Annotated in this window: 22 protein-coding genes and 2 pseudogenes; 15 read left to right on the top strand and 9 right to left on the bottom strand. The window is 70.5% G+C overall.

Annotated elements, in window-relative coordinates; all coding sequences use genetic code 11:
• Positions 1–55: 55 nt before the first annotated feature.
• The 4 genes from IF78_RS0104715 to IF78_RS0104700 form a co-directional block, all read right to left on the bottom strand.
• A complete protein-coding gene (locus IF78_RS0104715; RefSeq protein ID WP_031477312.1) occupies positions 56–772 on the bottom strand; it encodes a DsbA family oxidoreductase in 717 nt (238 codons plus the stop codon).
• A 76-nt stretch (positions 773–848) separates the two neighbouring features.
• Complete coding sequence (locus tag IF78_RS0104710; protein ID WP_031477313.1) at positions 849–1,370, bottom strand: GNAT family N-acetyltransferase; 522 nt, start codon at positions 1,368–1,370, stop codon at positions 849–851.
• Between the two features lie 83 nt (positions 1,371–1,453).
• Positions 1,454–2,065, bottom strand: a complete 612-nt coding sequence (locus IF78_RS0104705) for a DUF1349 domain-containing protein (RefSeq protein ID WP_031477314.1) — start codon at positions 2,063–2,065, stop codon at positions 1,454–1,456.
• A 53-nt stretch (positions 2,066–2,118) separates the two neighbouring features.
• Complete coding sequence (locus tag IF78_RS0104700; protein WP_031477315.1) at positions 2,119–2,715, bottom strand: LURP-one-related family protein; 597 nt, start codon at positions 2,713–2,715, stop codon at positions 2,119–2,121.
• Positions 2,716–2,960: 245 nt separating this feature from the next.
• Between IF78_RS0104700 and IF78_RS0104695 the strand changes: the two genes are divergently transcribed.
• Both IF78_RS0104695 and IF78_RS0104690 read left to right on the top strand, forming a co-directional pair.
• Entirely contained in the window at positions 2,961–4,685 is a 1,725-nt protein-coding gene (locus IF78_RS0104695; protein ID WP_031477316.1) for a sensor histidine kinase, read from the top strand.
• Between the two features lie 92 nt (positions 4,686–4,777).
• Positions 4,778–5,440: a response regulator transcription factor gene (locus IF78_RS0104690; RefSeq protein ID WP_031477317.1), complete on the top strand. Its 663-nt coding sequence runs from the start codon at positions 4,778–4,780 to the stop codon at positions 5,438–5,440.
• Between the two features lie 92 nt (positions 5,441–5,532).
• On the opposite strand, the gene IF78_RS0104685 is transcribed toward IF78_RS0104690, so the two are convergent.
• Positions 5,533–7,062 (bottom strand): aldehyde dehydrogenase (NADP(+)), encoded by a 1,530-nt coding sequence (locus IF78_RS0104685; RefSeq protein ID WP_078662306.1) that lies wholly within the window; start codon positions 7,060–7,062, stop codon positions 5,533–5,535.
• 130 nt (positions 7,063–7,192) lie between these two features.
• Here IF78_RS0104685 and IF78_RS0104680 point away from each other — a divergent pair, with 130 nt between their 5' ends.
• The 6 genes from IF78_RS0104680 (at position 7,193) to IF78_RS0104655 (ending at position 12,966) form a co-directional block, all read left to right on the top strand.
• Positions 7,193–7,966, top strand: a complete 774-nt coding sequence (locus IF78_RS0104680) for an IclR family transcriptional regulator (protein WP_031477319.1) — start codon at positions 7,193–7,195, stop codon at positions 7,964–7,966.
• 19 nt (positions 7,967–7,985) lie between these two features.
• Positions 7,986–8,456 (top strand): GNAT family N-acetyltransferase, encoded by a 471-nt coding sequence (locus tag IF78_RS0104675; protein ID WP_031477320.1) that lies wholly within the window; start codon positions 7,986–7,988, stop codon positions 8,454–8,456.
• Between the two features lie 80 nt (positions 8,457–8,536).
• Positions 8,537–9,553 carry a hypothetical protein gene (locus IF78_RS0104670; RefSeq protein ID WP_031477321.1) on the top strand — a complete coding sequence of 339 codons (1,017 nt, stop codon included), beginning with the start codon at positions 8,537–8,539 and terminating at the stop codon, positions 9,551–9,553.
• Positions 9,550–10,806: a sensor histidine kinase gene (locus tag IF78_RS0104665; protein WP_037639669.1), complete on the top strand. Its 1,257-nt coding sequence runs from the start codon at positions 9,550–9,552 to the stop codon at positions 10,804–10,806. Before IF78_RS0104670 ends, IF78_RS0104665 begins: the two co-directional genes overlap by 4 nt.
• A complete protein-coding gene (locus IF78_RS0104660; RefSeq protein ID WP_031477323.1) occupies positions 10,803–11,465 on the top strand; it encodes a response regulator transcription factor in 663 nt (220 codons plus the stop codon). Before IF78_RS0104665 ends, IF78_RS0104660 begins: the two co-directional genes overlap by 4 nt.
• Before the next feature lie 55 nt (positions 11,466–11,520).
• Positions 11,521–12,966: a peptidoglycan D,D-transpeptidase FtsI family protein gene (locus tag IF78_RS0104655; RefSeq protein WP_031477324.1), complete on the top strand. Its 1,446-nt coding sequence runs from the start codon at positions 11,521–11,523 to the stop codon at positions 12,964–12,966.
• Between the two features lies 1 nt (position 12,967).
• Here IF78_RS0104655 and IF78_RS0104650 read toward each other — a convergent pair whose 3' ends face one another.
• Positions 12,968–14,419, bottom strand: a complete 1,452-nt coding sequence (locus IF78_RS0104650; protein ID WP_031477325.1) for an NCS2 family permease — start codon at positions 14,417–14,419, stop codon at positions 12,968–12,970.
• Positions 14,420–14,668: 249 nt separating this feature from the next.
• Between IF78_RS0104650 and IF78_RS0104645 the strand changes: the two genes are divergently transcribed.
• From IF78_RS0104645 to IF78_RS43310, 3 genes and pseudogenes are all read left to right on the top strand, one after another.
• Positions 14,669–15,238: a SigE family RNA polymerase sigma factor gene (locus tag IF78_RS0104645; RefSeq protein ID WP_031477326.1), complete on the top strand. Its 570-nt coding sequence runs from the start codon at positions 14,669–14,671 to the stop codon at positions 15,236–15,238.
• Positions 15,235–16,095 (top strand): hypothetical protein, encoded by an 861-nt coding sequence (locus tag IF78_RS0104640; protein WP_031477327.1) that lies wholly within the window; start codon positions 15,235–15,237, stop codon positions 16,093–16,095. Before IF78_RS0104645 ends, IF78_RS0104640 begins: the two co-directional genes overlap by 4 nt.
• 84 nt (positions 16,096–16,179) lie before the next feature.
• A pseudogene (locus tag IF78_RS43310) lies at positions 16,180–17,010 on the top strand (pectate lyase).
• A 96-nt stretch (positions 17,011–17,106) separates the two neighbouring features.
• Here the strand turns inward: IF78_RS43310 and IF78_RS0104630 are convergent.
• A complete protein-coding gene (locus IF78_RS0104630; protein ID WP_031477328.1) occupies positions 17,107–18,258 on the bottom strand; it encodes a right-handed parallel beta-helix repeat-containing protein in 1,152 nt (383 codons plus the stop codon).
• Between the two features lie 234 nt (positions 18,259–18,492).
• Between IF78_RS0104630 and IF78_RS0104625 the strand changes: the two genes are divergently transcribed.
• The 4 genes from IF78_RS0104625 (at position 18,493) to IF78_RS0104610 (ending at position 24,346) form a co-directional block, all read left to right on the top strand.
• Complete coding sequence (locus IF78_RS0104625) at positions 18,493–20,691, top strand: glycoside hydrolase family 43 protein (RefSeq protein ID WP_031477329.1); 2,199 nt, start codon at positions 18,493–18,495, stop codon at positions 20,689–20,691.
• A gap of 414 nt (positions 20,692–21,105) precedes the next feature.
• Positions 21,106–21,294, top strand: a complete 189-nt coding sequence (locus tag IF78_RS0104620; protein WP_031477330.1) for a hypothetical protein — start codon at positions 21,106–21,108, stop codon at positions 21,292–21,294.
• A gap of 167 nt (positions 21,295–21,461) precedes the next feature.
• Entirely contained in the window at positions 21,462–22,082 is a 621-nt protein-coding gene (locus IF78_RS0104615) for an ABC transporter ATP-binding protein (protein ID WP_234439728.1), read from the top strand.
• The gene (locus IF78_RS0104610; protein ID WP_031477332.1) at positions 22,079–24,346 is read left to right on the top strand and encodes an ABC transporter permease family protein; all 2,268 of its coding nucleotides are present in this window, start codon (positions 22,079–22,081) and stop codon (positions 24,344–24,346) included. Before IF78_RS0104615 ends, IF78_RS0104610 begins: the two co-directional genes overlap by 4 nt.
• Before the next feature lie 80 nt (positions 24,347–24,426).
• On the opposite strand, the gene IF78_RS0104605 is transcribed toward IF78_RS0104610, so the two are convergent.
• Together IF78_RS0104605 and IF78_RS0104600 are read right to left on the bottom strand one after the other, a co-directional pair.
• Entirely contained in the window at positions 24,427–25,530 is a 1,104-nt protein-coding gene (locus IF78_RS0104605; RefSeq protein WP_031477333.1) for a right-handed parallel beta-helix repeat-containing protein, read from the bottom strand.
• Positions 25,531–25,568: 38 nt separating this feature from the next.
• A pseudogene (locus tag IF78_RS0104600) lies at positions 25,569–25,817 on the bottom strand (hydrolase); the annotation flags it as partial.
• Between the last annotated feature and the right edge of the window lie 233 nt (positions 25,818–26,050).

Raw genomic sequence — 26,050 nt, 5'->3', positions numbered from 1 at the left:
GTTTCGCTAAGGAACGCTTATAGATCGGCCCCGACCTGCGCGTTCGCTCGGCCGCTCAGTGCTGCGGCACCGCGCACCCGTCGGGACCGCACGCCTCCGCGTCACCCTGGTCGACGATCCGCAGCGGCGACCGCTCGCCCCACGCCTGCGTCAGCGCCCGCTCGAAGACCTCGGCGGGCTGGGCGCCGGAGACGCCGAACTTGCGGTCGAGGACGAAGAAGGGCACGCCGTTCGCGCCGAGTTGGGCGGCCTCGCGCTCGTCGACGCGGACGTCGTCGGCGTAGGCGTCCGGGGCGGCCAGCACCTTGCGGACGTCGTCGGCGTCGAGCCCGGCCTCCACGGCCAGCTCCACCAGCCGCTCGTCGCCCTCGGAGAAGACGGACCGCTCCTCGGCGAAGTTCGCCCGGTAGAGGATCTGGATCAGCTCGTCCTGCCTGCCCTGCTCCTTGGCGAGGTGCAGGAGGCGGTGCATGTCGAAGGTGTTGCCGTGGTCGCGGCCCTCGGTGCGGTAGTCGAGACCCTCCGCGGCGGCCTGCGCGCCGAGGTTCTCCTCACCGGCCCGGGCCTGCGCCGCGCTCATGCCGTACTTCTTGGTGAGCATGGTGATCACGGGCTGGATGTCGCCCTTGGCGCGCCCGGGGTCCAGCTCGAACGAGCGGTGCACCACCTCGACCTGGTCGCGGTGCGGGAAGGCCTCGAGCGCCTTCTCGAAGCGGGCCTTGCCCACGTAGCACCAGGGGCAGGCGATGTCGCTCCAGATCTCGACGCGCATGTCTGTGGCTCTCTCCAGCTCGTACGGGAAACGGAGACTCCCTCCGTCGAGTGGATGAACGTTCAAGCAGCGGGGTTCATTCCCCGCCGCGGACCGATTTCCCGGTCACGCAGAGGCGCAGGTTCAGGTGGTGGTCGCCCTCGGCGGGCGGGTTGTCCGGGTCCGGGACCCAGCCCTGGCGGGCGTAGAAGGCCTGGGCCCGCTGGTTGTCGACGTGCACGTCGAGGACGGCCGTCCGCCTGCCGTCGGCCTGCCACTCCTCGACGCAGGCCGTGTGCAGGGCGGTGCCGATGCCGGAGCGCCAGCGGTCGGGGTCGACGTGGAACTGGAACAGCTTGACCGTGTCGGCCTGGGCGCCCTCCGGGGTGCGGAAGGAGGCCAGGCCCGCGATACGGCCCTCCTCGACGACGCACAGCACGCGCCCGTCCGGTCGCGCGATGGCGGTCTGCCAGGCGGCGAGCCAGTCGGTGCCGTCCTGCGGCAGCCCGTCGGGGTAGTACGTCGCCCGGGCGCGCGCGTGCAGCGCGACGATGTCCTGCACCTCGGCGGGCACAGCGGTGCGGATCACGCGGCTCCTGGTCAGTCGGTCTCTGATCATGCAACGGAGGACGTGACCCCGGCCGCGCCGGTTCCGAGCCGGCTGAACCGCGCCCGACGAGCGCTCGGCGGTGACGGGCCTGCTCAGCTTCCGTCTCGCAGGTCCTGCGGCCAGCTCGGCCTGAACTCGAGGTGGTCGTACGTCACCACGCACCCCTCCCCCAGCGGCGACTGCGCCATGAAGCCGACGAGGGCCGCGCCGGTCTCCTTCTCGTCGCCGAGGGTGAACAGCCGGACGAAGGTCCACCGCTCGCCGTCGCGGGAGGCGTGGAAGGCGAAGGCGCGGCCGGTCCGGCTCACCCTCAGCCACACCGAACTGCCCTCCACGGTGAAGGAGTTGGCGTCGTCGGAGTGGCCCCGGGTGACGACCGTGCAGACGGTGGGCACGTCCGGGGAGTACTCCAGGCACAGCTTGGCCCAGGCCCGCTCGCCGACGTGGACGTAGAGGACGCCGGCGTCGAAGGCGCCGGCGAATCCGACGGTGACCCGGGCGATCAGCTGGAAGTCCCCCTCGGGCGCCCCGAGCAGCCGGGGCGCGTCGGAGGCGGCGTCCAGCGCCTCACCGGTGGGCGGCACGAAGCGGTCCTGCCGGGGGCCGGCCCAGCCGGAGAGAATGCCGTCGTCCTCGTAGGACCAGTGGCCGTCGGGGCCGTAGGTGCGCAGCGGGAAAGGGAGTTCGGGGATTTTCAATTCCATGCAGGGATTCTTCCAGGCCGCCCCCCGTGCCGGGTGCCCGAGGGGGATCCCGGTCAGCGGGACTGGAGCGCGTCCAGGGCGACGGCCTGGGCGATGGCGAGGCGCAGGTCCAGATCGGGCGAGGCCACGTCGAGCACATAGCGGTCGCGCAGCCCGATCTTCTTGTCCACCCTCATCACGTGCTTGTCGCCCGAGGCGAAGTCGAAGTGGTACGGCCACACGAACGGCACCAGGTCGAGCGGCAGCAGCTCCCAGGCCCGGCGCAGCACGGCCACGACCCGGTTGCGCTCCCGCCCGACGGCCGCGATGGAGCCCGGCTGGTCCAGCTCCCACGTCGAGCGCAGCAGGGAGGCGGCGAACTTCTTGCGGAACGTGCCGACGGGGTTGCCCGTCGCGTCCCGTACGTCGTAGACGGCGCCGACGTCGAGGACCTGGCGGGCCTTGGCGGTGAACATGACCCGGTCCTTGGACTCGTCGGTGTAGAAGGTCATCTGCTCCTTGAGCGTCATCCGCTTCTGCTCGGCGAAGGCGACGACGCGGCCGTCGGAGCCGTCCGGCAGGGTCTCGGTCACGACATACCGGTTGATCATGAAGGTGGTCTTCTGCCGGATGGTGAAACGCTCGTTCGCCTGCTGCCGCGCACTGTCCACTGTTCCGCTCCCCGATCCGGTGATCCCTGCCGCCGGCGCTCCGGTCCGGCGGGTCCCTCCATCGTTCCCGCGCGCCCCGGGCCGGGTCAGTCTCCGTAAGTCGACATCCGCAGCGACGAAAGATGACGGGGCGGGTGGGTGCCGGGTGTCGACTTTCGTCGTTCGGGGCCGCGCCGAAGGGCGGATGCGGGCGCCCACGGGCGGCTGTCTATCGTCTGCGCGTGGACGCAGCCAACGCTCTGCGCATGGACGCAGGCAACACACCCCGCACCGACAAGCCGCTCCTGTCCCGGCTCGCCGCCGCCTCCCCCTGGCCCCGCAAGCGGATCGTCGGCGAGACGGTGCTCGCCGTCGTGCTGGCCGGGATGGCGGGCCTCTTCGACGAGCGGCCGGGTTTCGGGGCGCGGACCGTCGCCGTGGCCCTGGCCGCCGCCGTACTCTCGCTGGCCCGCCGCTCACTGCCGGCGACGGTGCTGGTCCTCGCGTCGGCCCTGAGCGGGGTGGTGGCGGGCGCGGTCCCGCTGCTGATGTGCGCGAGCTGGTCGGCGGGCAGCCGCATCCTGCGCCCCGGGCGCGCGTTGGCCGCGTACGCCGCGGCGTTCGTGCTCTACTTCGCCGTCGGCGCCCACGACGCGGGCGACGACGCGTTCGAGCTGTCGCTGCTCCTGACGGGCGCGCTGGCGGCGGGCACGTTCCTCGCGCTGGCCGTGGTGCCGGGGCTCGCCTCCCGCTACCGCGCCCAGCGGCACGCGCTGCTCGACGCGCTGCGGCGGCACAACGCCCAACTGGTGCGCGAACAGGCGATGGTGGCCCGGCAGGCCCGGCTCCTGGAACGCCAGCGCATCGCCCAGGACATGCACGACAGCCTCGGTCACCAGCTCGCCCTGATCGCCGTGCACGCCGGGGCGCTGGAGGTCGACCCCGAGCTGAGCGCGCGGCACCGGGAAGGGGTGGGCATCCTCCGGGAGGCCTCACGCGCGGCGATGCGGGAGCTGCGCGAGGCGGTGGGCATCCTGCGCGACGGCGTCGAGGCGCCGACCGGAGATCGGCCGGACCCGGCCGACGCCGAGCACCCGGCGGCCCGTGTGGCGGCCGCCGTAGACGGCCTCGTCGAGTCGTCGCGGGCCGCCGGCGCCGCGGTGGAACTGCACCGCTCCGGCACCGTACGGCCCCTCGCGCCGGCCGCCGACCACGCGGCGTACCGCATCGCCCAGGAGGGCCTGACCAATGCGCACAAGCACGCGCCGGGCGCCCCCATCACCGTGGCCCTGCGCTACGAGCCCGACAGCCTGGTCGTCGAGGTGGCCAACGGGCCCGTGCCGGCCGGAGTACCGGCGGGCCCACCCGCGGTCAGCGGCGGTCAGGGGCTGGCGGGCCTGCGGGAGCGGGCCCGGCTGGTCGGGGGCATGGTGCACACCGGCCCGACGCCCGACGGCGGGTTCCGGCTCGCCGGTGTGCTGCCGTACGGCGGTGGCGAGACCCTGCCCCGGCCGAAGGACGCGACCTCCGTCGCCCCGGACGACGACTTTCGGGGGCAGCTCGGCGGGGGTGCGGCGGGCGACGGTGGAGCGGTCATCGACCGTTCCGATCCGCAAGGGGAGTTCGCCGCCATCATGAGCAGCAAGAAGAAGGTCGCACTCGGCTGCGCAGTCACCGCCGTCGTCCTCGTCGTGGGCGTCGTCGCCCTCGAGGCGTGGGGGCTGAAGGCGCTGTGGGACGAGGTGAAGACCGGCACGATATCGGCGGACGTGTACCAGTCCGTGAAGGTCGGCGACGCCGAGGCCGACGTGAAGTCCCAGCTGCCCGAAGGCAGTTCCCTGCTCACCGACGGCCAGGAGAAGCAGGGCCCGCCGCTGCCCGAGGGTGCGACGTGCCGTCACTACCTGGACGTGGACGACGACATCGTCTACCGGTTCTGCTTCCGCGACGGGAAGCTGGTCGCGAAGGAGACCTTCAAAGACAAGCTGTGACCGGCGGCACGCGGTCGCCCCCGTGACCTGATCGGGCATGATGGCGGGGCTTTGTCATCCGTTCATCACACCGATACCGCGCAGGAGGCCGCGTGATCCGGGTCCTCGTCGCCGATGACGAGCCGCTCATCAGGGCCGGCATCAGGATGATCCTCACGTCGGCCGACGACATCGACGTCGTCGCCGAGGCGGCGGACGGCCGGGAAGCGGTGGAGACCGCCCGGAGCACCGCGGTCGACGTGGCCCTGCTGGACATCCAGATGCCGGTGATGGACGGGCTGACCGCGCTGGCCGAGCTGGGGCGGGCCGCGCCGGGGGTGCGTGTGCTGATCCTGACGACGTTCGGGGAGCGCGAGAACGTCCTGCGGGCGCTCGGCCACGGCGGCGCGGGCTTCCTGCTGAAGGACTCCGCGCCGCAGGAGCTGATCCACGCGGTGCGTGCGGCGGCGGCCGGCAACGCCTATCTCTCCCCGGCCGCCACCCGGCACGTCGTGGACACCCTGGCCTCCCCCGCCGCCACCGCACGCGGCGAGGAGGCCCGCCGCCGCCTCGCCGGCCTCACCGAACGGGAACGGGACGTACTGGCCCTGCTGGGCGAGGGCCTGTCCAACGCGGACGCGGGCGCCCGGCTGCACATGAGCGAGGCCACGGTGAAGACGTACGTCAGCCGCATCCTGACCAAGCTCGACTGCGAGAACCGGGTGCAGGCGGCACTCCTGGCCCGGGACGCGGGCCTGGAGTCGAACGCGGGCTGAGTGCGGTACCGCATCGATATGCGGCTCCGCCGCGTGGGCGCGGCCAGCCCCCACCGGCCCGCAGGCTCAGCACCGTCCTTCCAGCGGAGCGCCTAGCGCTCCAGCCGGCCGTTGAACCTCCGGGGCAGCCCCAGCGGGTTGTCGTCCCGCAGCTCGGGCGGCAGGAGCGCCTCGGGGGCGCCCTGGTAGGCAACCGGCCTCATCCAGCGCTCGATCGCCGTACCGCCCACGGAGGTGGACGTCGAGGTCGTCGCCGGGTACGGACCGCCGTGATGCTGAGCCGGCGCGACCGCGACTCCCGTCGGCCACCCGTTCACCAGCACCCGACCGGCCAACGGCGTCAGCTCCGCCAGAATCTCCGCCCCCCGGCCCTCACCGGCGGCCTCCTCGGCCGACAGGTGAACCGTCGCGGTGAGGTTGCCGGGCAGCCGGGACAGCACGGCCTGCGCCTGCGCGTCGTCGTCGTAGCGGACCACCACCGTCACCGGCCCGAAGCACTCCTCGAGGAGCAGGTCGTACGCCCCCTCACTCGTCAGCTTCTCGGCCGCGACCGTCAGGAACCCGGCGCTGACCGTGTGCTCGCCGCCCGCGCCCGGCGTCACCGGCGACTCCACGTCCGGCAGTTCGGTGCGCTCGGCGACCCCGGCGATGAAGTTGTCCCGCATGCGGTGGTCCAGCAGGACGCCCGCCTCGGTGTCGCTGACGGCGTCCGTGAGGGACTTGACCAGGCCGTCGCCCGCCGCACCGGACGGCACCAGAACCAGGCCGGGCTTCACACAGAACTGCCCGACGCCCAGCGTCATGGACCCGGCCAGCCCGGTACCGATCGCCTCGGCCCGCTCGGCCGCGGCCGCCTCGGTGATCACGACAGGATTCAGGGAGCCCAGCTCGCCGTGGAAGGGGATCGGGACCGGACGCGCGGCGGCGGCGTCGAAGAGGGCGCGTCCGCCTCGTACCGAACCGGTGAACCCGGCCGCCGCGACCAGCGGGTGCTTGATCAGCTCGATGCCGGCCTCGAAACCGTGCACGAGACCCACGACGCCGGCCGGGATGTCGTGCTCGGCGGCGGCCGTACGCAGCACGTGAGCGACCAGCTCGGACAGGCCCGGGTGGTCGGGGTGGGCCTTGACGACGACCGGGCAGCCCGCGGCCAGCGCGCTCGCGGTGTCGCCGCCGGCGACGGAGAAGGCGAAGGGGAAGTTGGAGGCCGAGTAGACGGCGACGACGCCGAGGGACACCTTGTAGCGGCGCAGGTCAGGGATCGGCGGGGTGGCGGTGTCGTCGGGGTGGTTGATGACGACGTCGAGGAACGCGCCCTCGTCGACGATGTCCGCGAACGCCCTCAGCTGGTAGCAGGTGCGGGCGAGTTCGCCGGTGAGGCGGACCGGGCCGAGCGCGGTCTCGGCGTCGGCGGCCTCGACGAGCTGGTCCTTGGCCGCCTGAAGCTTGTCGGCGGCGGTGCGCAGGAAGGCCGAGCGGACCGTGCGGTCGGCGAGCGAACCGCGCGCGTCGTGCGCGGCGCGGACGGCGGCGTCCACCTCCTGGGCTGTGGCCTCCACCGCAACCTGTTCACGCTGCTTCCCGGTTCGGGGGTCGACACTCCAGACTGGTGCTGCTGCCACCGCGGGTCCCTCCACATGTATTGCCGCAGTACGGGGTCATCCACCAGGGACGTTCGATATACTGAACGCTGTCTCTGATGATGAATATGCTGTGGAGACTATTTCCCGTCGAACGAAGGGGTCAAGGGCGATGTCGGCTGGCGAGACGGGCGGCGGGGCGCAGGTCAAGTCCGCGGTACGGACGGTTGAACTGCTCGAGTACTTCGCCGGACGCCCCGGTATGCACTCCCTCGCGTCGGTCCAGGAGGCCGTCGGCTACCCCAAGTCCAGCCTCTACATGTTGCTGCGCACGCTTGTCGAGCTCGGCTGGGTGGAGACGGACGCGACGGGGACGCGGTACGGCATCGGCGTACGGGCGCTGCTGGTGGGCACGTCGTACATCGACGGCGACGAGGTGGTCGCGGCGGCCCGTCCGACGCTGGACCGCCTCTCCGACGACACGACCGAGACGATCCACCTGGCCCGTCTGGACGGCACGAACGTCGTCTACCTGGCCACCCGCCAGTCCCAGCACTACCTGCGCCCCTTCACCCGGGTCGGCCGCCGCCTGCCCGCGCACTCGACGTCCCTCGGCAAGGCGCTGCTGAGCACCTACTCGGACGAGCAGGTCCGCAAGATGCTCCCGGAGACGCTCCCCGCGCTGACCGAGAACACGATCACCGACCGCGAGAAGCTCATCGAGGAGCTCCACCAGGTTCGCGAGCAGGGCTTCGCCGTGGACCGCGAGGAGAACACGCTGGGCCTGCGCTGCTTCGGCGTCGCGATCCCGTACCGCACCCCGGCCCGGGACGCCATCAGCTGCTCGGTCCCGGTGGCGCGGCTGACGCCCGCCCACGAACAGATGGTGAAGGACGCGCTGTTCGACGCGCGCGACAGACTGACGCTGGCCACCCGTAGGCTCTGACTCCATGGATTCCGACTTCATGGATGTGTCACTCCGCGAGGTTCACGACAGCGATCTGCCGGTCTTCTACCGGCACATGAACGACCCGGAGGCCCTGCGGATGGCGGCCTTCACCCCCAAGGACCCGGCGGACCGGGACGCCTTCGACGCGCAGTGGGCACGGATCCGCTCCTCGTCGTACGTCCTGCGCACGATCCTGGCCGACGGTGACGTGGTGGGCAGCGCGGCCGTCTACGGGGAGCCGGGCGAGCGGGAGGTGACCTACTGGGTCGACCGCGCGTACTGGGGCCGCGGTGTCGCCACGGCCGCGCTGCGCAGGCTGCTCGCCGAGGTCCCCGAACGCCCGCTGTACGCCCGGGCGGCGGCGGACAACGAGGGCTCGCTGCGGGTCCTGGCGAAGTGCGGCTTCCGGGTGACCGCCCGGGCCAGGGGCTTCGCGAACGCGCGGGGCGAGGAGATCGACGAGGTCGTGCTCCAGCTGGCGGGCTGAGGGCCCCTCCGCCGTCAGGGGGAGACGGATCGTCGGCGAGCAGGAGGTGCCCGGTGCCGGGCGCACGGGAGCGTGGACGCATGACGCAGACACTCTCCCCGGCACCCGCCACCGACCCCGCCGGCCCCTTCGTCCTCAGTCGGTCCCGCCGAGTGCTTCGGGCCGTCGCCGTCGTCTCCTGTGTGCCGTATCTCGGGCTCAAGGCGGCCTGGATCGCCGGGAGTCACGTCGGGATCCCCGACGGCAGCTCGCTCCTGGACCACCGGACGTCCATGGCGATCGTCAACGGCATCTCCGTACTGCTGGACAGTGCCGTGATCGTGCTGGCGCTGGTGCTGACCAGGCCCTGGGGGCTCAGGGTGCCCGCCTGGCTGCTGGCCTTCCCGGTGTGGGTCGCCACCGGGCTGCTCGCGCCGATCATGGCCGGGTTCCCGCTGCAGCTCGCGGTGCGCGCCTTCGGCGGGAGCACGAACCACGCGCAGCGGGGCCCGGGGCGTGAAGACTTCCTCCACGAGTGGGTGTTCGCGGTCGTCTACAGCGGGTTCATCCTGCAAGGGCTCGCGCTGGGAGCGCTGTTCGTGCTGTACGCCCGGGACCGGTGGGGGCATCTGTGGCGGGGGCGGGTGTGGGAGCTGCCGGTCGGGGTCATCGGCGCGGCACAGCGGGCGACCGCCGGCGCCGCCGGCCTCCTCGCGCTGTTCCCGTTGACCGTGCACCTGCTGTGGGCCTGCGGTTCCACGGCGGGGCTCTCCGCGGGCCGGGCGGCGGAGCGCACCGGTGACTTCCACGTCCTGGAGGCCATGTACGTCGTCTTCCTCGTCGCCGCCGTCACGGGCGGCTGGCTGCTCGCCTTCCGGCGCGGCCGCGCGCTGAAGGTGCGCACGCCGCTCGCGCTGGCCTGGGTCGGCTCGGCCGCCGTGACCTGCTGGGGCGGCTGGCTGTCGCTGGCCTCCCTCGGCGGCGTCGACGACATCGCCGACCGCCCGACACCGCTGATGAACCTCGCCTACGCTGGCCAGATGATCGTCGGCATCCTGGTGGCCGTCGTCGGCGCGTACTACTTCGCGGAGCGATCCGCCGTGAAGCGGCCGGCGTGAGCGCGTACCTCCGGTTCCTGTTCGGCAGGCGGGCGCGGCGCCGATGGCTTCACCTGATCATCGGCGGCGCGCTCGCCATGCCGTACGTCTTCGTCGGGCAGCTCGTCGTCGGCCCCGCCACCGACTCCCGGTACGTCTTCCACGACCTGCCCCTGCAACTCCTCTCCTTCGCCGTCGGGTTGCCCCTGGCCTCGGTCACCGCCGTGCTGTTCCCGCTGACCCGGCCGCTGGAGGCCGGCGCCGTGTGGTGGCTGTGCGGGGTCGACCGGGACCGGCTCGCCCACGGGCCGGCCCGGACGCGGGCCGCGAAGGGGCGTACGGCGGCCTGGTTCACGCTGCATCTCGGGGTCGGCGGGATCATCTCCGGGATGTCGCTGGCGGTGCCGCCGTTCGCGGGCTTCCTCACCGCGCTGCCGCTGATCGTCTGGCTGGGCGGCAGAGAGTTCCTCGAGCTGCCGGAAGCCCTCGACCAGACCTGGGTGCTGGCGCTCGCGCCGGTCGCGGGCGTGGCGACGGTGTTCGCGCTCGCCGCCTGCGCGGCCGGCTCCGGCATGCTCCTCGCCCGCTGGGCGCCCGCGCTGCTCGGCCTCACGCCCGAGGACCGGCTCGCGGCGGCCGAGGCGCGCGCCGCCGACCTCGCCGTGCGCAACCGGCTCGCACGCGAGCTGCACGACTCCGTGGGCCACGCCCTCAGCGCCGTCACCCTCCAGGCGAGCGCGGCCCGCCGGGTCCTCGACAGCGACCCGGAGTTCGTCCGCGAGGCCCTCGCCGCGATCGAGGACACGACCCGCCGCACGGTGGGCGAACTCGACGCCGTGCTCGGCGTGTTGAGAGACGGTGACGCTCCCGGTACGGCGCCCGCGCCCACCCTCGCCGCCGACCTGGACGGCCTGCTGCGCCGCACGCGCGCGGGCGGGCTGCGGGTGACCGCCACGATCGGCACCGACCCCGAGGCCCTGTCGCCCGTCCTCGCCCGCGAGGCCTACCGCATCGTGCAGGAAGGGCTGAGCAACGCCCTCAAGCACGCCGGTGAGCGGGTGACCGTGCGGCTGCGGATCGAGGTGGCCGACGGGCACCTGGAGATCACCGTCGAGAATCCCGTCGCCGGCGTCCCCGAGTGCCGCCCCGGCGGTGGCCACGGCCTGCGCGGCATCGCCGACCGGGCGCGGCTGCTGGGCGGGACGGCTCAGGCCGGTGCCGCACAGGGAGTGTGGCGGCTGAACGTACGACTGCCCGTGAAAGGACCCGCATGACGCCCCGCCCGACCGTCCGGATCGTCCTCGCCGACGACGAGCGCATGGTGCGCTCTGCCCTGCGCGCGATCCTCTCCGCCGAGCCGGACCTGGAGGTGGTCGGCGAGGCGGCGACCGGTGCCGAGGCCGTGTCCGTCGTGCGGGAGCGGCGGCCCGACGTGGTGCTCATGGACGTCCGCATGCCCGAGATCGACGGCATCCGGGCCACCGAGCAGATCCTCGCCACGCTGAGCGACCCGCCCCGGATCGTCGTCGTCACGACCTTCGAGAACGACTCCTACGTGTACGACGCCCTGCGCGCCGGAGCCGCCGGGTTCCTGCTGAAGCGGGCGGAGGCCGACGCGCTCGTCCAGGCCGTACGTCTGGTCTCGCACACCGACACCCTGCTGTTCCCGGCGGCCGTCCGCAGCCTCGCCGCCGAGCACGCGCGCGCGTACCCCGCGCCTCCGCCCTGGGTGGCACGGCTCACGTGCCGGGAGAGCGAGGTGCTGCGCCTGATGGCACAGGGCCTGACCAACGCGGAGATCGCGCGGCGGATGGAGGTCGGTCCGGCCACCGTGAAGTCGCATGTGGCGGCGGTCCTGGCGAAGACCGGCACCCGGGACCGCACGCAGGCGGTGATCGCCGCCTATGAGGCGGGCTTCATGAACGCTCGATGAGAAAACGGGGCGCAAGGGAACGATTGCCCGCATCCCGCTCGTCTTCTCGAGTGGGATGAACAAGACGATCAGGCGGGTGTCCGTCTTCACGCTGCTGCTGGTGTTCGCTCTGCTGGTCAGGGCGACCTGGGTGCAGTTCTACGAAGGCCAGGCGCTCGCGGACGACAAGGACAACCGGCGGAACACGATCGCGCTGTACAGCGAGCCGCTCGGCAACATCGTCGTGGGTGGCGAGGCGATCACCGGCTCGGCGCGGACGACGAGCGGTGACCTCGCGTACAAGCGGACGTACACGGACGGCTCGCTGTACGCGGCCTTGACCGGCTACAGCTCGCAGGCGTTCGGAGCCACCCAGCTCGAGGGCATCTACCGGAACCTCCTCGACGGCACCGACAACCGGCTGAAGAGCGTGCTGGACACGGTCACCAACAAGCGGTCCGACCCGGGCAACGTGATCACGACGATCGACCCGGACGTGCAGAAGGCGGCGTACGACGCGCTCGGCGACAAGAAGGGCGCCGCCGTCGCGATCGACCCCACCACCGGGAAGATCCTGGCGGTCGTCTCCACTCCGTCGTACGACCCGTCGCGGATCACCACGGGCGACTCGGACGCCTGGAAGCAGCTGACCAAGGACGCCGACAAGCCGCTGACGAACCGAGCGCTGCGCCAGCCGTTGCCGCCGGGTTCGACGTTCAAGCTGGTCGTCGCGGCGGCCGCGCTGGAGGACGGGCTGTACTCGTCGGTGGACGAGAAGACGGACAGCCCGGACCCGTACGACCTGCCGCAGTCGAGCAGCAAGCTGACGAACGAGAATCCGTCCGCCCCTTGCGAGAACGCCTCGATCCGGGTGGCGCTGCAGTACTCCTGCAACAACGTCTTCGGGAAGATGGCCGTCGACCTGGGCCAGGACAAGGTCAGGGCGATGGCCGAGAAGTTCGGCTTCAACGACAAGGAGCAGGACGTGCCGGTGCGGGCGTACACCAGCGTGTACCCCTCCGACATGGACAAGCCGCAGACCGCGCTGTCCGGCATCGGCCAGTTCGACGTCACCGCCACGCCGCTGCAGATGGCCATGGTGTCGGCGGCCATAGCCAACGGCGGCAAGCTGGTCTCGCCGCATATGGTGTCGCGGATCACCGACAGCGGTGGGGACGTCCTGGAGAACTACGACGACCGGGCCGACAGCCAGGAGATCGTCAGCTCCGACACGGCCGAGCAACTCCAGTCGGCGATGCAGACGGTCGTCGAGGAGGGCACGGGCACGAACGCCCAGATCTCCGGCGCGACGGTCGGCGGCAAGACGGGCACGGCCCAGCACGGCGAGAACAACAGCAAGACGCCGTACGCCTGGTTCACGTCGTACGCGAAGGCCGACGGCAAGGAGGTCGCCGTGGCGGTGGTGGTGGAGCAGTCGGACGCGGCGAGGTCGGAGGTCAGCGGTAACGGGCTGGCCGCCCCCGTGGCCCAGAAGGTGATGGAGGCGGCACTCAACGGCTAGCTCACTTGACGCCCAGGATCTGCTCGATCGGGTTGATGGCGAAGTACACCAGGAACAGCACGGAGGTCCCCCACATCAGCCAGTGGATCTCCTTCGCCTTGCCGAGCACCGCCTTGATCACGACGTAGGCGACGAACCCCGCCCCGATGCCGTTGGTGATCGAGTACGTGAACGGCATCACCGCGATGGTCAGGAACGCCGGGATGGCGATCTCGTACTTGTCCCAGTCGATGTGCTTGACCTGGGTCATCATCAGGAAGCCGACGGCGACGAGGGCGGGCGCGGCGGCCTGGAGCGGGACGATCGTGAGCAGCGGGGTCAGGAACAGGGCGAGCCCGAACAGACCGCCGGTGATCAGGTTGGAGAAGCCCGTACGCGCTCCCTCACCGACACCCGCCGCCGACTCGATGTAGGAGGTCGCGGAGGACGACGAGGCCGCACCGCCCGCGGCCGCCGCCGCACCGTCGATCAGCAGCACCCGGCCGAGGTTCGGCACCTTGCCCCGCTCGTCGAGGAGACCGGCCTCCGCGCTGATGCCGACGACCGTGCCCATCGTGTCGAAGAAGTCGGACAGGACCAGCGTGAAGATGAGCAGGACGACGGTGATGGCGGTGGTCTCGCCGAACGCGCCGAACAGGCTGAAGTCGCCGATGAGTCCGAAGTCGGGGGTGTCGACCACCTTGTCGGGCCAGGCCGGCGTGGTCAGGCCCCAGGCCTTGATGTCGGCGATCGAGTTGATGATCATCGCGACCACCGTCATGGTGACGATGCTGATCAGGATGGCGCCCTTCACCTTGCGGGCGAGCAGACCGATCGTCAGCAGAACTCCGAGGCAGAAGACGAGAATCGGCCACCCGGTGAGCGTGCCGGTGCCGCCCAGCTGAACCGGCACGGTGGTGTTCGCGGCGTCCGGGATACGGCTGACGAACCCGGCGTCGACGAAGCCGATGAAGGCGATGAACAGGCCGATGCCGACGCTGATCGCCTGCTTGAGCGGCTGCGGGATGGCGTGCATGACGGCCTCGCGCAGACCGGTGACCACCAGCACACAGATCAGCAGGCCTTCGAGGACGACCAGGCCCATCGCGTCGTCCCACGCCATCAGCGGGGCGATCTGGAAGGCGACGACGGCGTTCAGGCCGAGGCCGGCGGCGAGCGCGAGCGGCAGGTTGCCGCCGACGCCCATGATGATCGTCATGACCGCGGCCACCAGGGCGGTGGCGGTGGTGAGTTGGACGGCATCCAGCTGCTCGCCGAACTTGTCCTTCGCGCTGCCGAGGATGATGGGGTTCAGGACAAGGATGTAGGCCATCGTGAAGAACGTGGCGAAGCCGCCGCGTATCTCACGGGCGAAGGTGGATCCCCGTTCGGAGATCTTGAAGAACCGGTCGACGCTGTTCACGCCGGGTGGCGTGGCGTCCGACCGGTCGGCCACCTTCTGGGACTCGGACATGACGGGTGCTCCTTGTTGCCTGATTGATCGGTGTGCGGATGCTGGCTGGATTGTTCCCGCGTTGAACTCGTTTCAGGTTTTCCCCGTGTTACGGAATCAGGGCTGCTCACCGTACGGACGGCCATACGCCGTTCGAAGCCTCGTACGAACCAGGCACGCGATCACTGCTACGCTTCCGCATCTCGTCCAAATGATCTCCGGACGAGCACATGTCATTCACATGGCACGCACAGGCAGGAGGGGTCGCCCGTGGGCACGGTCGTCGACGACGCCGCCTCCGTGGAGTTCCACGCCTTCTTCGACCGCCACTATGCCGAACTGTCACGTCTGGCCCATCTGCTGACAGGTGAGGCGGACGCCGCCGACGACCTGGCGGCGGACGCGCTGCTGGCACTGTGGCACCGCTGGGACCGGGTGCGCGCGGCCGACCATCCGGTGGCGTACGCGCGTGGGGTCGTGGCCAACCTGGCCCGCACCAGGATCCGCAGCGCGGTCCGGGAGCGGCGGCGTATCGCGCTGTTCTGGTCGCAGCGCGAGGAGAAGACCGAGAACCCGGACATCGCGGGCGTCGTCGACGTCCAGGAGGCATTGCGTAGACTCCCGTTCCGCAAACGCGCCTGTGTGGTGCTGCGGCACGCCTTCGACCTCTCCGAGAAGGACACCGCGCTCGCCCTGGGCATCTCGGTCGGTACGGTGAAGAGCCAGACCTCGAAGGGGATGGCCGAGCTGCAACGGTCGCTCGGGACCCAGGGGGCTCCGCTCAAGGTGCACGCGGCGGCGATGGCGCGCACCGGGAACGCCGGAGGAAGGAACCGATGATGCGGCGGGACGTGCACGACGAACTGCGCGCCCGGCTGCACGAGGCGGCCGAGGCGCACCAGCCCAACCGCGAGCGGATCCTGGCCCGCGTCGAGCAGGGCATGGCCGAACCCTCCGGGCAGACCCGCGGCGACCACCGGGCGACCCGTCCGCCGGTCTACGGCTGGTTCCGGGTCGTGACCGCGACGGCCGCGGTGGCCGGCGTCCTCGCGGTCGGCGGTTACGCGGTGGCGTCCGCCGTGAAGGAGGACACCCCGAAGCAGACGGTGGCCACGTCGCCGACGCCCACCCCGTCGCCGGACGCGACGAGCCGCGCCCCGGTCCCGCCGGCCGACCCGACGCCGAAGGACACCTCGGAGTCCCGCGAGACGACGGCGCCGACGGGGCCGGCGCGACCGACCGCCACCGCCGAACCGCCCGCCGCCGAGGGCGAGGAGGACGGCCCGCTGTGGTCGGACGGCTCGGTGGACCCGCACAGCAACGACTTCTGGGCGCAGAGCAACCTGACCCTCAAGACGAGCGAGCAACTCACCGCGCTCACTGTGCAGTTGAAGGTCGCGCAGACAGGAGGGGTCACCTCCACCGGCGCCTGGCGCTCACTGCCCGAGGACGACTTCACACTCACGGTCGAGGAGAAGGACGGCTTCCTCGTCTATACCTGGGTGCTCAAGGAGGGCCGTACGGTCCGCGCGGGCGAGTGGGTGTTCGCGGGGCAGTACGACCATGAGCGCGGCGGCCGGGACGCCAAGGACGACAGCTACTCGATGACGGCCACGGCGGGCGGCGAACAGCTGTCCGTGGCGGGCGACTTCGCACACCACAACGACAACGACTCGACGGCCGACGGGGATTCGTAAACAAATTCCGGAGGCCCGGCAGCCCTTTCCTCACGCGTGGCGACCAGGAGACGCAAGGATCCCCTCCACGCAAGGAACCGGGTAATGACAGCTCACTGCGAACAGCGCGTCCGTCACCGCCGCAAGGCCACCAGGCGGCGGGGGGTGATCGCCGGACTCTCCGCCTTCGGCATCACCGGCGCGGCGATCGTCACCACGTCGTTACTGTCGTCGGCCGGCGCGGCCTCCTCCTGGCCGACGGCGAACGGCAGCAAGGCCGTGTCGTCGACCATCAAGGTGTCGGGCACCTACGACGGCAAGCTGACGAAGTTCTAAGGGTCCGGCGAGCTGGGCGGCAGCGGCCAGGAGGAGGGCCAGGACCCGATCTTCCAGCTGGCCGACGGCGCGGTCCCGAAGAACGTGGTCATCGGCACCCCGGCCGCGGACGGCGTCCACTGCCTCGGCTCGTGCACGCTGCAGAACGTGTGGTGGCTGGACGTCGGCGAGGACGCGGCCACCTTCAAGGGCAAGTCGTCGTCGGCCGTGTACAAGGTCTACGGCGGCGGCGCGAGGAACGCCGACGACAAGGTGCTCCAGTTCAACGGCGCGGGCAAGCTGGTCGTGACCAAGTTCCAGGTCGAGAACTTCGGCAAGCTGGTGCGCAGTTGCGGCAACTGCTCCACGCAGTACAAGCGCACGGTCGTCATCAACGACGTGGACGTGACCGCGCCCGGCAAGTCGATCGTCGGCGTCAACTCCAACTACGGCGACACGGCCGCCCTGCGCAAGGTCCGCATCCACGGCGACACCGGCAAGAAGATCAAGACCTGCACCCGCTTCGAGGGCAACAGCAGCGGCAAGGAGCCGAAGGAACTCGGCACCGGCCCGGACGCAACCTCGTGCAGGTTCTCGTCATCTGACCTCACGTACCAGTGAGCCCGCTGGTGACAAGCCTGCTGGCCTGAGCCCCCCTCGGTCAGCAGAAGAACGCCCCGCCGGTGACGACCGGCGGGGCGTTCCTCTTCCCGGCGCTCAGTTCATCGTCGAGCCGATGGTGGCCGAACCCGTCGTGAGGAAGGTGGTGGCCGGCAGCGAGCCGTCCGCCCCGCGGGCGCCGTACGCCGTCGTGGCGTCCGTCGACTTGAACGACGGGGTGGAGACGCCGCTGTCCCAGTTGTTCGCGGCGGAGACGGCCGAGGACCCCAGCCTGGCCAGGCCCTTGTTGCTCACGGCGAGGTTTCGGGCCAGCCGCGCCTTACCGGTGGCGAAGTAGAACCCCGACTCGGCGTTGGAGTAAGCCGTGTTGCGGTACATGACGATGGCGCCGGTGTTGGAGTTCTCGGTGAAACCGTGCAGGGTGTTGCCCCAGGCGGCGTTGTTCTGCACCTTGTGCGCCACGGAGGCCCCGCCGCCACCAAGCTTGAATCCGTTGCCGTTGCCTTCGAAGGCGGAGTCGCTCCACCGGTTCTTGCCGTTGCCGAAGGCCCACGAGTTCTTGATGGTGACGGGCGTGGAGAACTGCCAGAGGTCGACACCGTCATCCGAGTTGTTGTAGAGGCGCGCCCCGTCCACGACGTTGCCGGTGCCCGAGCCGAACTTGATGGCGATCCCGTCGGCGTTCTGGCCGTGCCCGGCCGGGTCGTAGTTGCCGTGACTGTCCAGGTTCTGCACGAGGTTGCCGGTCGTGCCGTCGCCGCGCAGGGTGAAGCCGGAGTCGCCGTTGTCGGCCGTGACCAGGTTCTTGAAAACGCCGCCCACCGACGACGTGGCGACGAAGCCCTGGGCCGGGGAGTTGACGAAGGTGAGGTTCTGCACGGTCCAGTAGTCGCCGTAGATCCCGGCGAGCCAGGAGCCGTCGGGCAGCTTGGAACCGTCGATCCTGACCTTCTCGCCGCCGTACGCCCGCAGCGTGATCCGCGCCGAACTAGTTCCGTTCGCCGTGGACTTGAGGGTGGCGGTCGGCTGGTAGGTGCCGCCGCGCACCTGGATGGTCGTACCGGCGACGGCGTTCCGGACAGCCGACTCCAGCTGAGCGGTGCCGGCCACGGTGACCGTCGTCGAGGCGGCCTCGGCGCCACCGTTCGAGAGGCCGAGGTAGACGCCTCCCGCTCCTGAGGCGACGGCGATCGCCGCGGCGATGGAGAGGGTGCGGGTCCTGCGGTGACGGCCGGTGCTGAGGCGCACGGATGGTTCCCTTCCTGGGGCAATGGGGGCGAAGCGGGCCGGAGGGGCCGCCCCGGCCCGCTTCTGACATCCGGTCGCCGCCATGGCCGCGAAGGTTGCCGCGCCTCACCGAAAACGAGCGAAACTTTCGCCGCCCCTCATCCCGCACCCACCGATTGACGTGCTGTTTCCGGCTGGTGAGACTCCGAAGGCAACACCACCCAACACGAACCCCCACACTCACACAGGACTGATATGCGCCCACGCATACTTCTCGTCGCCTGTCTCTCGCTGCTCCTCTCTCTCCTGATCACCCCGCCCAGCACCGCGAACTCCGGAGCACCACCCGTGAAACAGCCCAGGTACGCCGGCTACCTCTTCGCCTACTTCACCGGCGAAGGCACCGCCGACGGCGAGCAGATCCGCTACGCCCTCAGCCGTGGCAACGACCCGCTGCACTGGCGTGAGCTGAACGCCGGGAAGCCGGTGCTCACTTCCACGATCGGTGAGAAGGGCCTGCGCGACCCGTTCGTGATCCGCTCCCCCAAGGGCGACAGGTTCTACATGATCGCCACCGATCTGCGCATGTATCAGAACAGCAGCGGCAGCTGGGACCACGTCCAGCGGCACGGCAGCAAGTCGATCATGGTCTGGGAGTCCACGGACCTGGTGCACTGGACCGACCAGCGCCTGGTGAAGGTCGCCCCGGACAATGCGGGCAACACCTGGGCGCCGGAGGCCTACTGGGACGACAGCCTCGGTGAGTTCGTCGTCTTCTGGGCCTCGAAGCTCTACGCGGCAGACGACCCCGACCACACCGGATCGACGTACAACAAGATGCTGTACGCGACCACGAAGGACTTCCGCACGTTCAGCGAGCCGAAGGTCTGGAACGACCCCGGTTACTCGGTCATCGACTCGACAGTCGTCGGGCACAAGGGCACGTACTACCGCTATACCAAGGACGAGCGGGACCCGAGCTCCTCCCGTCCCTGCGCGAAGTTCATCACCGGGGAGAAGTCGACATCGCTGACCTCGACGAAGTACGACTTCGTGGCCGACTGCATCGGCAGCGGCGCGATGGAGCGGGGCGAGGGCCCGACGGTGTTCAAGTCGAACACCGAGGACAAGTGGTACCTGTTCATCGACGAGTACGGCGGCCGCGGCTACGTCCCCTTCGAGACCACCGACCTCGACTCGGGGAAGTGGACCCCGTCGAAGGACTACCAACTGCCGGCCAGCCCACGGCACGGCACGGTGATCCCGGTGACGCAGGCCGAGTACGACCGGCTGCTCGCCGCGTACCCAGCGAGCCCCACCTCGGTCGTGGACGCGACGGCCAAGGACCAGAAGGGGTACGCGATCGTCACCGAGAGCGCCTCGAAGGTCGTGCTCCCGATGCAGCCGGACGCGGACCTCTCCCGCCTCGCCCCCAAGCTCTGGGCCGGTGAGGGCGCCACCGTGAGCCCGCGCTCCGGCACCCGACGCGACTTCCGCAAGCCGCAGACGTACACCGTGACGGCCGCGGACGGCACGCCCCGGACCTGGACGGTGGAGGCGGTGCGCACCCGCAGCCCGATCCTGCCCGGCCTCAACGCCGACCCGGACGTGCACTATCTGAACGGCGAGTACTGGATCTACCCGACGACGGACGGCTTCCAGGGCTGGAGCGGGACGAACTTCAAGGGGTACTCGTCGAAGGACCTGGTCCACTGGAAGGACCACGGCGTGATCCTGGACCTGGGGCCGGACGTGAGCTGGGCCGACAAGTACGCCTGGGCACCGGCGATCGCCGAGCGCGACGGCAAGTACTACTTCTACTTCTGCGCCGAGCAGCAGATCGGTGTGGCGGTGGCCGACTCCCCAGCGGGTCCCTTCAAGGACGCACTGGGCAAACCGCTGGTGACCAAGGGCGGTTCGCTCCAGGGCCAGATGATCGACCCGGCGGTCTTCACGGACGACGACGGCCAGGCGTATCTGTACTGGGGCAACGGGCACGGGTATGTCGTCCCGCTGAACGACGACATGGTGTCGTACGACGCCTCGCAGGTGCGGGACATCACCCCCGACAACTTCCGCGAGGGATCCTTCGTGGTCAAGCGGAAGGGCACGTACTACTTCATGTGGTCCGAGGACGACACCCGCAGCGAGAACTACCACGTGGCGTACGCGACCGGTCCGTCCCCGCTCGGCCCGTGGACCAAGCGCGGCACGATCCTTGAGAAGCGCCCCGAGTACGGCATCCTCGGCACCGGCCATCACTCGGTGGTGAACACCCCCGGCACGGACGACTGGTACGTCGTCTACCACCGCTTCGCCCTGAACGGCCCCGGAAGGCCGGGCGGCGACGGCATGCACCGGGAGACGACCGTCGACCGCATGACGTTCGCGGCCGACGGCACGATCGAGACGGTGGTGCCGACGCTGGAGGGAATCAGGCCGGTGCGGGGGTGAGCCTCCGGGCGTGCGGCGCGGAGGGGAAATCCAGGTTTCGGGTTCCGTTCCGTTCCGTTCGGGGGGTGACTGTGAATGATGTGCATGGCATCCGCAATGATCGCCCCGCGTGCGCCACCTTGATCAAATACCCAACCCCCTTCCACCCATGGCGTGTTAACGTCCCCCCGCCCCCGATGATCAAGGTGTCATCGGGAAAGCGGGAGGAAAACAAGTGAATCGAAAGCAAGCGGGGAAACGACCGGTGCGGCCGAGGCTCGTGCCGCGTGGAAGGGCATCCCCACGCTGAACAGCGGGGGTGTCCAGTTCAAGGACGGCAAGTACAAGTTCGAGGCTCCGCACCCCCACAAGGGTGCCTTCCACTGGAAGGGCAACCTCCGGGACGCCGACCACGGCGACGGACACAACGTCTACATGCAGGTCCGCGTCGAGGGATACGACTGGAGCCGGTTCAACGGCACGCAGAAGAAGACCGTCTGGCTGGACAAGCTCAGCTACGACGGTGCCGCGCTGCACACCGATGACGCGTGGATACGTGCCTGCCGCGACCGGGGTTCGCTCCGCCCGGACAACTGCTCGGCGACGAAGGCATACCACCGCTAGGAGAGGCTGACGGGTAACACCGTCAGTCACAGAAAAACCCTTGGGCCCCGGTCTGACCATCCGGGGCCCTCCGGCCTCCGGGGGACACGATCAGTACCAGCACGTCAGACACGTCACACATCCTTTCCGCCAGCGGTGTCGAGTTCTCCTACGGCTCCACACCGGCCGTGCGCGACGCCCATCTCGTGCTCGCGCGGGGCGAGGTCGCGGCGATCACCGGGGCGAGCGGTTCCGGCAAGTCGTCGCTGCTCTACTGCCTGGCGGGTGTGCTGCCCCCGTCCCGGGGCCGGATCAGCTTCGAGGGGCAGCCCTACGCCGACCTGGACGACGAGGAGATCAGCGCCCTGCGCCGGGAGCGGTTCGGATTCGTCTTCCAGTACGGCGAGTTGCTGCCCGAACTGACCATCGAGGAGAACACCGCCCTGCCGCTGCGCCTCGCCGGTCAGCGCAAGCGGCCCGCGCTCAAGGCCGCCGCCGAGGTGCTCGACCGGCTGGGGATCGCCGATCTGCGTGAGCGGCGGCCTTCCCAGGTGTCCGGCGGGCAGAACCAGCGCGTCGCCGTCGCCCGGGCCCTGGTGCACAAGCCCGCTGTGGTGTTCGCGGACGAGCCGACGGGCGCCCTCGACAGTGCCAACGCCGGTGCCGTTCTGAAGGAGTTCCTGGATCTGGCCCGCTCGCAGGGCACCGCCGTGCTGCTGGTGACCCACGATGCGACGGTGGCCGCCCGCGCCGACAGCCGCTACACCATGGCCGACGGGGTGCTCGCCCCCATGGGAGCGGCGGGATGAGGGAGTTCCTACTCGGTCTGCGGTTGCTGTTCGGGTCCGGCCGGGGCAACCGCGCCCGCTTCTTGCTGATGACCCTGGGCGGGTCGCTCGGCGTGTGCTGTCTCGCCCTCGTCCTCACGGTCCCGGCGATCCTCGATGCCCACGACGGGCGGGCCGCCGCCCGGTACCCCCGGGTCTACGCCGGTGAGCCGACCGGTCAGCGGACCCTGGTGCAGGAGTTCCGGGACCCGCACGGCTCCCGGCCGTTCGGCCGCGTCTTCATCGCCCCGGGCACCCAGGACACGCCCGCGCCGCCGCCCGGTCTGAGCAGGCTGCCCGGTCCGGGTGAGGTGTACGTCTCCCCGGCCCTGCACGACCAACTCCAGCGCGAGCCCGGCCTCAAGGGCCTGCTGCCGGGCACCGAGAAGGGCCTGATCGGCGCGGCCGGTCTGACCGACCCCAACGAGCTGTACGCCTACATCGGCACAACCCGTGCCCACCTGGGCGGCGACGCCCGGGCGTTGAAGAGCTTCGGCAAGGAGTATCCGCCCACCTGGGCCGTCGATCCCTCCACCCTGGAGATCCTCCGCTTCACTCTGGCCACCCTGGTCCTGCTGCCCCTCGCCGTCTTCCTGTCGGTGTGCGCCAAGCTGTCCGCCGCCAGCCGCAACCGCCGGCTCGCTGCCCTGCGTCTGCTCGGCCTCAGTGCGAAGGGCACCCAGCGGGTCAACGCCGCCGAGACCGTCGTGGCGGCCCTGCTCGGTGCGGCCCTCGGCCTCGCGGAGTTCTGGCTGCTCAACCAGATCGTCGCCCGGACGGGCCTGCCCGGCCTGAAGTGGTACGCCGCCGACGGCGCCGTGTCGGGGCAGACCATGGCCATCTGTCTGCTCGGTTGTCCGGCGCTGGCCTGGTTCGTCGGCCGGGCGAGCGCCCGCGCGGCGGCCCGGAACCCGCTCGCCACCCGCCGTTCGGCGGCCCCCAGGGCGCCCCGCGTCTGGGGTGGGCTGCTGTTCGTCACCGGCCTGGGGATCATCATCGGCTTCAGTGCCACCGGCCTGACCGACCACCCCGCGCGCAGCGACGGCATCAACGCCCTCCTGGTGCCGGGCGGCGTGCTGCTGACCGGCCTCGGCCTGGTCCTGACGCTGCCGTTGCTGTCGTACCTGCTGGCGAAGCGGCTCGCCCGTTCGGGCAACCTCGCCCTCAACCTGGCCATGCGCCGCAACGAGGTCGAACCGGGCAGCGCGATGCGCGTGGTCACCGGCCTGGTCCTGCTGGTGTTCTCGGCGTCCCTCGCCCAGGGCGTCCTGGTCGAGCTGAGCCAGGTCTCGCGCAACACCTCGCCGACCCAGGAGTACGGTCTGCAGATGTCCCAGCTGAGCCGGGACCAGCAGCAACGGCTGCGTGAGATTCCCGGCGTGGATGTGTCCGCCGTCGTCATGAACTTCGACAACGACCTGCAGAGCGACACCGACGACAACCAGGCCACGGCCCTGATCGCCACCTGTGACCAGCTCGCCGCGCTGACCCGACGGGTCGAGGGCTGTGTGGACGGCAAGGTGATGCGCATGTCGGACCCGAACACCGGGGACGAGCCCTTCAAGACCTCCACCTACACGCTGGAGAAGGACGGCAAGCGCATGACACTGCGCATCCCGGTGCCGAAGGACACCGTGCTGTACGCGGGTCAGGGCGTGACGAACCTGTCCAGCGTCTACATCCTCGTCCCGCCCGGAAAGCTGCCGCCCGGCGCCGTCCCGGCGTCCGCCACGCTGGTCCTCGCCTCCTCCTCCGACCCGTCGACGGTGCGCTCCGTCCTGGACGGGATCGGCGCGATCGCACCGACGGCCGACGTGGATCCGACCGGCATCAACATCGAGGCGCTGCAGCAGCTCACAGTCATCAAGACGCTCCTCGTGCTGGGCATGGTGATGGGTCTGGTCATCGGCGTCGCCGCGTTCCTCGTGTCCGTCACCGACCGGGCCGTGGAACGCCGGTCCCAGGTCACCGCCCTCGCCCTCATCGGAGCCCGGGCCGGCACCCTGCGCACGGTGCAGTGCCTGCAGGTAGTCCTGCCTCTCGCGATCGGCCTGCTGCTGGCCCTGGTCGCGGGCAAGCTGGCCGAGACCGCCTATCTGGTCACGGGCGGCGGCGAGATCTTCTGGGACGGCGCCGGCGTGCCCGTACTGCTGGTCTCCGCCCTCGGCGTCCTCGCCATAGCGATCGTCGGCACCCTCCCCCTGGTCGGCCGCCACATTGACCCCGAGCTGATCCGCCGGGACTGACGGGTCGTACCGCACAGACACATCAAGCGGGCCGGAGGACACGAGGATCCTCCGGCCCGCTTCGTCTGCCTCGGGACAGCTCAGTCCATCGTCGCCCCGATGGTCGTGCTGCCGGTGGTCAGGAAGGTCGTCGCCGGGAGCGAGCCGTCTGACTGGCGGGCGTTGTAGCACGTACTGGCGTCCGTGGAGCGGAAGGCCGGAGTGGCGATCCCGGAGTCCCAGCTGTTGCCCTGCGAGACCACCGACGAGCCCTTGTTGACCAGCCCGCTGCCATTGCTCACCGCGAGGTTCTTGCCGAGGCGGGCGGCGCCGGTGGCGAAGTAGTAACCCCACTTGGCGTTGGCGTAGGCGGTGGTGCGGTTGATGACGATGGCGCCCCTGTTGCTGTTCTCGGTGAAGCCGTTGCCCGCGTTGTCCCAGGCGGCGGAGTTGTTGACGACGTGCGCCACGGTCTCCCCGTCGCCGCCCAGCTTGTAGCCGTTGCCGTCGCCCGCGAAGGCCGAGTCGGACCAGCGGTTCTTGCCGTTGCCGAAGGCCCAGGTGTGCTCGACGGTGACGGGCGAGGAGAAGGACCAGAAGTCGAGCCCGTCGTCCGAGTTGTTGTAGAGGCGGGCCCCGGTGATGAGGTTGCCGGTGCCGGAGCCGTACTTCACGGCGATGCCGTCGGCGTTCTCGCCGTGGTTGGCGGGGTCGTAGTGGCCGTAGGAGTCGATGTTGCGGACCGTGTTGTTGACGGTGCCGTCCCCGGTGAGCGTGAAACCGGAGTCGCCGCCGTTGATGGTCTTGATGTTGTTCCAGACCGTCCCTGTGCAGGACTGGCAGACGACCGCGCTGTCCGGGGAGTTCTGGAAGGTGAGGGTGGAGACGTTCCAGTAGTCGGCGGTCAGCTTGAAGATCCAGTCGCCGTCGGGGAGGTTCGAGCCGTCGATCTTCACGGTCTCCGAGCCGTACGCGGTGAGGGTGATCGGCGACGACGAGGTGCCGTTGGCCGTGGACTGCAGGGTGGCCGTCGGGTAGTAGGTGCCGCCGCGGACCTGGATGACGGTGCCGGCGGTGGCGCCGGCCAGAGCGCTGGACAGTTCGGCCGAGGTGTCGACCACGACGGTCGCGGCCTGAGCCTGGGTGGGGAGTACGGCGAGGCCGGTGCCCAGGGTGAGGGCGGCGAGGGCGGTACGACGAGACATGGAGAGCGGTTCCTCTCTCGTGCGGGTGGGGGGACGGTTCACAGGGCGGAGTCGAGCCGGACCGTGTCCAAGTCGAAGACCTCGTCCTGCAGGGGTGCGGTGAAGACATGGCCGAGGTCGGGCCAGGTCCTCAGCCGCAGCCGCTCCTCGGAGTGGCGGGACCGCCAGACGGCGCGCAGCTTGTCGTACGCCACGCGGACGCCGTCGGCGGGGAACAGCGGATCGAGGCCGCCGTTGAGGAAGAGCATCGGCCTGGGGGCGGCGATGCTCGCCACGTCGGGGAAGTCGCCTACGCATACGGCCGCCAGTCCCCGAGATACGCCCTCGGCGTGTGGAACCGCGCCTCGGCGGGGGCGAGTTGCGGCCGGTTCTCCAGCACCGTGACCACCGCCCCCGGCCCGCGACGATCGTCCAGCCGGGCCCGTCCACCGCGTCCACGGCCGCCTGCACGGAGTCGCCGGGCCGGACGTGCAGCACCCGGCGGGCACCGGCGGCGAAGGCAGGGGGCTCGACGGCGACG

Origin of the sequence: Streptomyces bicolor (genome assembly GCF_000719285.1) — a bacterium.
Classification (GTDB): domain Bacteria; phylum Actinomycetota; class Actinomycetes; order Streptomycetales; family Streptomycetaceae; genus Streptomyces; species Streptomyces bicolor.
Note: the sequence above shows the minus strand (reverse complement) of the source record. Positions and strands in the feature narration are given on the sequence as shown.

Coding starts and splice junctions, on each gene's coding strand:
- IF78_RS0104640 (WP_031477327.1), top strand. CDS start 15,235: ATGATGCGGCGGGACGTGCACGACGAACTGCGCGCCCGGCTGCACGAG.
- IF78_RS0104610 (WP_031477332.1), top strand. CDS start 22,079: ATGAGGGAGTTCCTACTCGGTCTGCGGTTGCTGTTCGGGTCCGGCCGG.
- IF78_RS0104705 (WP_031477314.1), bottom strand. CDS start 2,065: ATGGAATTGAAAATCCCCGAACTCCCTTTCCCGCTGCGCACCTACGGC.
- IF78_RS0104670 (WP_031477321.1), top strand. CDS start 8,537: ATGACGCAGACACTCTCCCCGGCACCCGCCACCGACCCCGCCGGCCCC.
- IF78_RS0104655 (WP_031477324.1), top strand. CDS start 11,521: ATGAACAAGACGATCAGGCGGGTGTCCGTCTTCACGCTGCTGCTGGTG.
- IF78_RS0104605 (WP_031477333.1), bottom strand. CDS start 25,530: ATGTCTCGTCGTACCGCCCTCGCCGCCCTCACCCTGGGCACCGGCCTC.
- IF78_RS0104660 (WP_031477323.1), top strand. CDS start 10,803: ATGACGCCCCGCCCGACCGTCCGGATCGTCCTCGCCGACGACGAGCGC.
- IF78_RS0104675 (WP_031477320.1), top strand. CDS start 7,986: ATGGATGTGTCACTCCGCGAGGTTCACGACAGCGATCTGCCGGTCTTC.
- IF78_RS0104715 (WP_031477312.1), bottom strand. CDS start 772: ATGCGCGTCGAGATCTGGAGCGACATCGCCTGCCCCTGGTGCTACGTG.
- IF78_RS0104620 (WP_031477330.1), top strand. CDS start 21,106: ATGCAGGTCCGCGTCGAGGGATACGACTGGAGCCGGTTCAACGGCACG.
- IF78_RS0104680 (WP_031477319.1), top strand. CDS start 7,193: ATGTCGGCTGGCGAGACGGGCGGCGGGGCGCAGGTCAAGTCCGCGGTA.
- IF78_RS0104710 (WP_031477313.1), bottom strand. CDS start 1,370: ATGATCAGAGACCGACTGACCAGGAGCCGCGTGATCCGCACCGCTGTG.
- IF78_RS0104650 (WP_031477325.1), bottom strand. CDS start 14,419: ATGTCCGAGTCCCAGAAGGTGGCCGACCGGTCGGACGCCACGCCACCC.
- IF78_RS0104695 (WP_031477316.1), top strand. CDS start 2,961: ATGGACGCAGGCAACACACCCCGCACCGACAAGCCGCTCCTGTCCCGG.
- IF78_RS0104625 (WP_031477329.1), top strand. CDS start 18,493: ATGCGCCCACGCATACTTCTCGTCGCCTGTCTCTCGCTGCTCCTCTCT.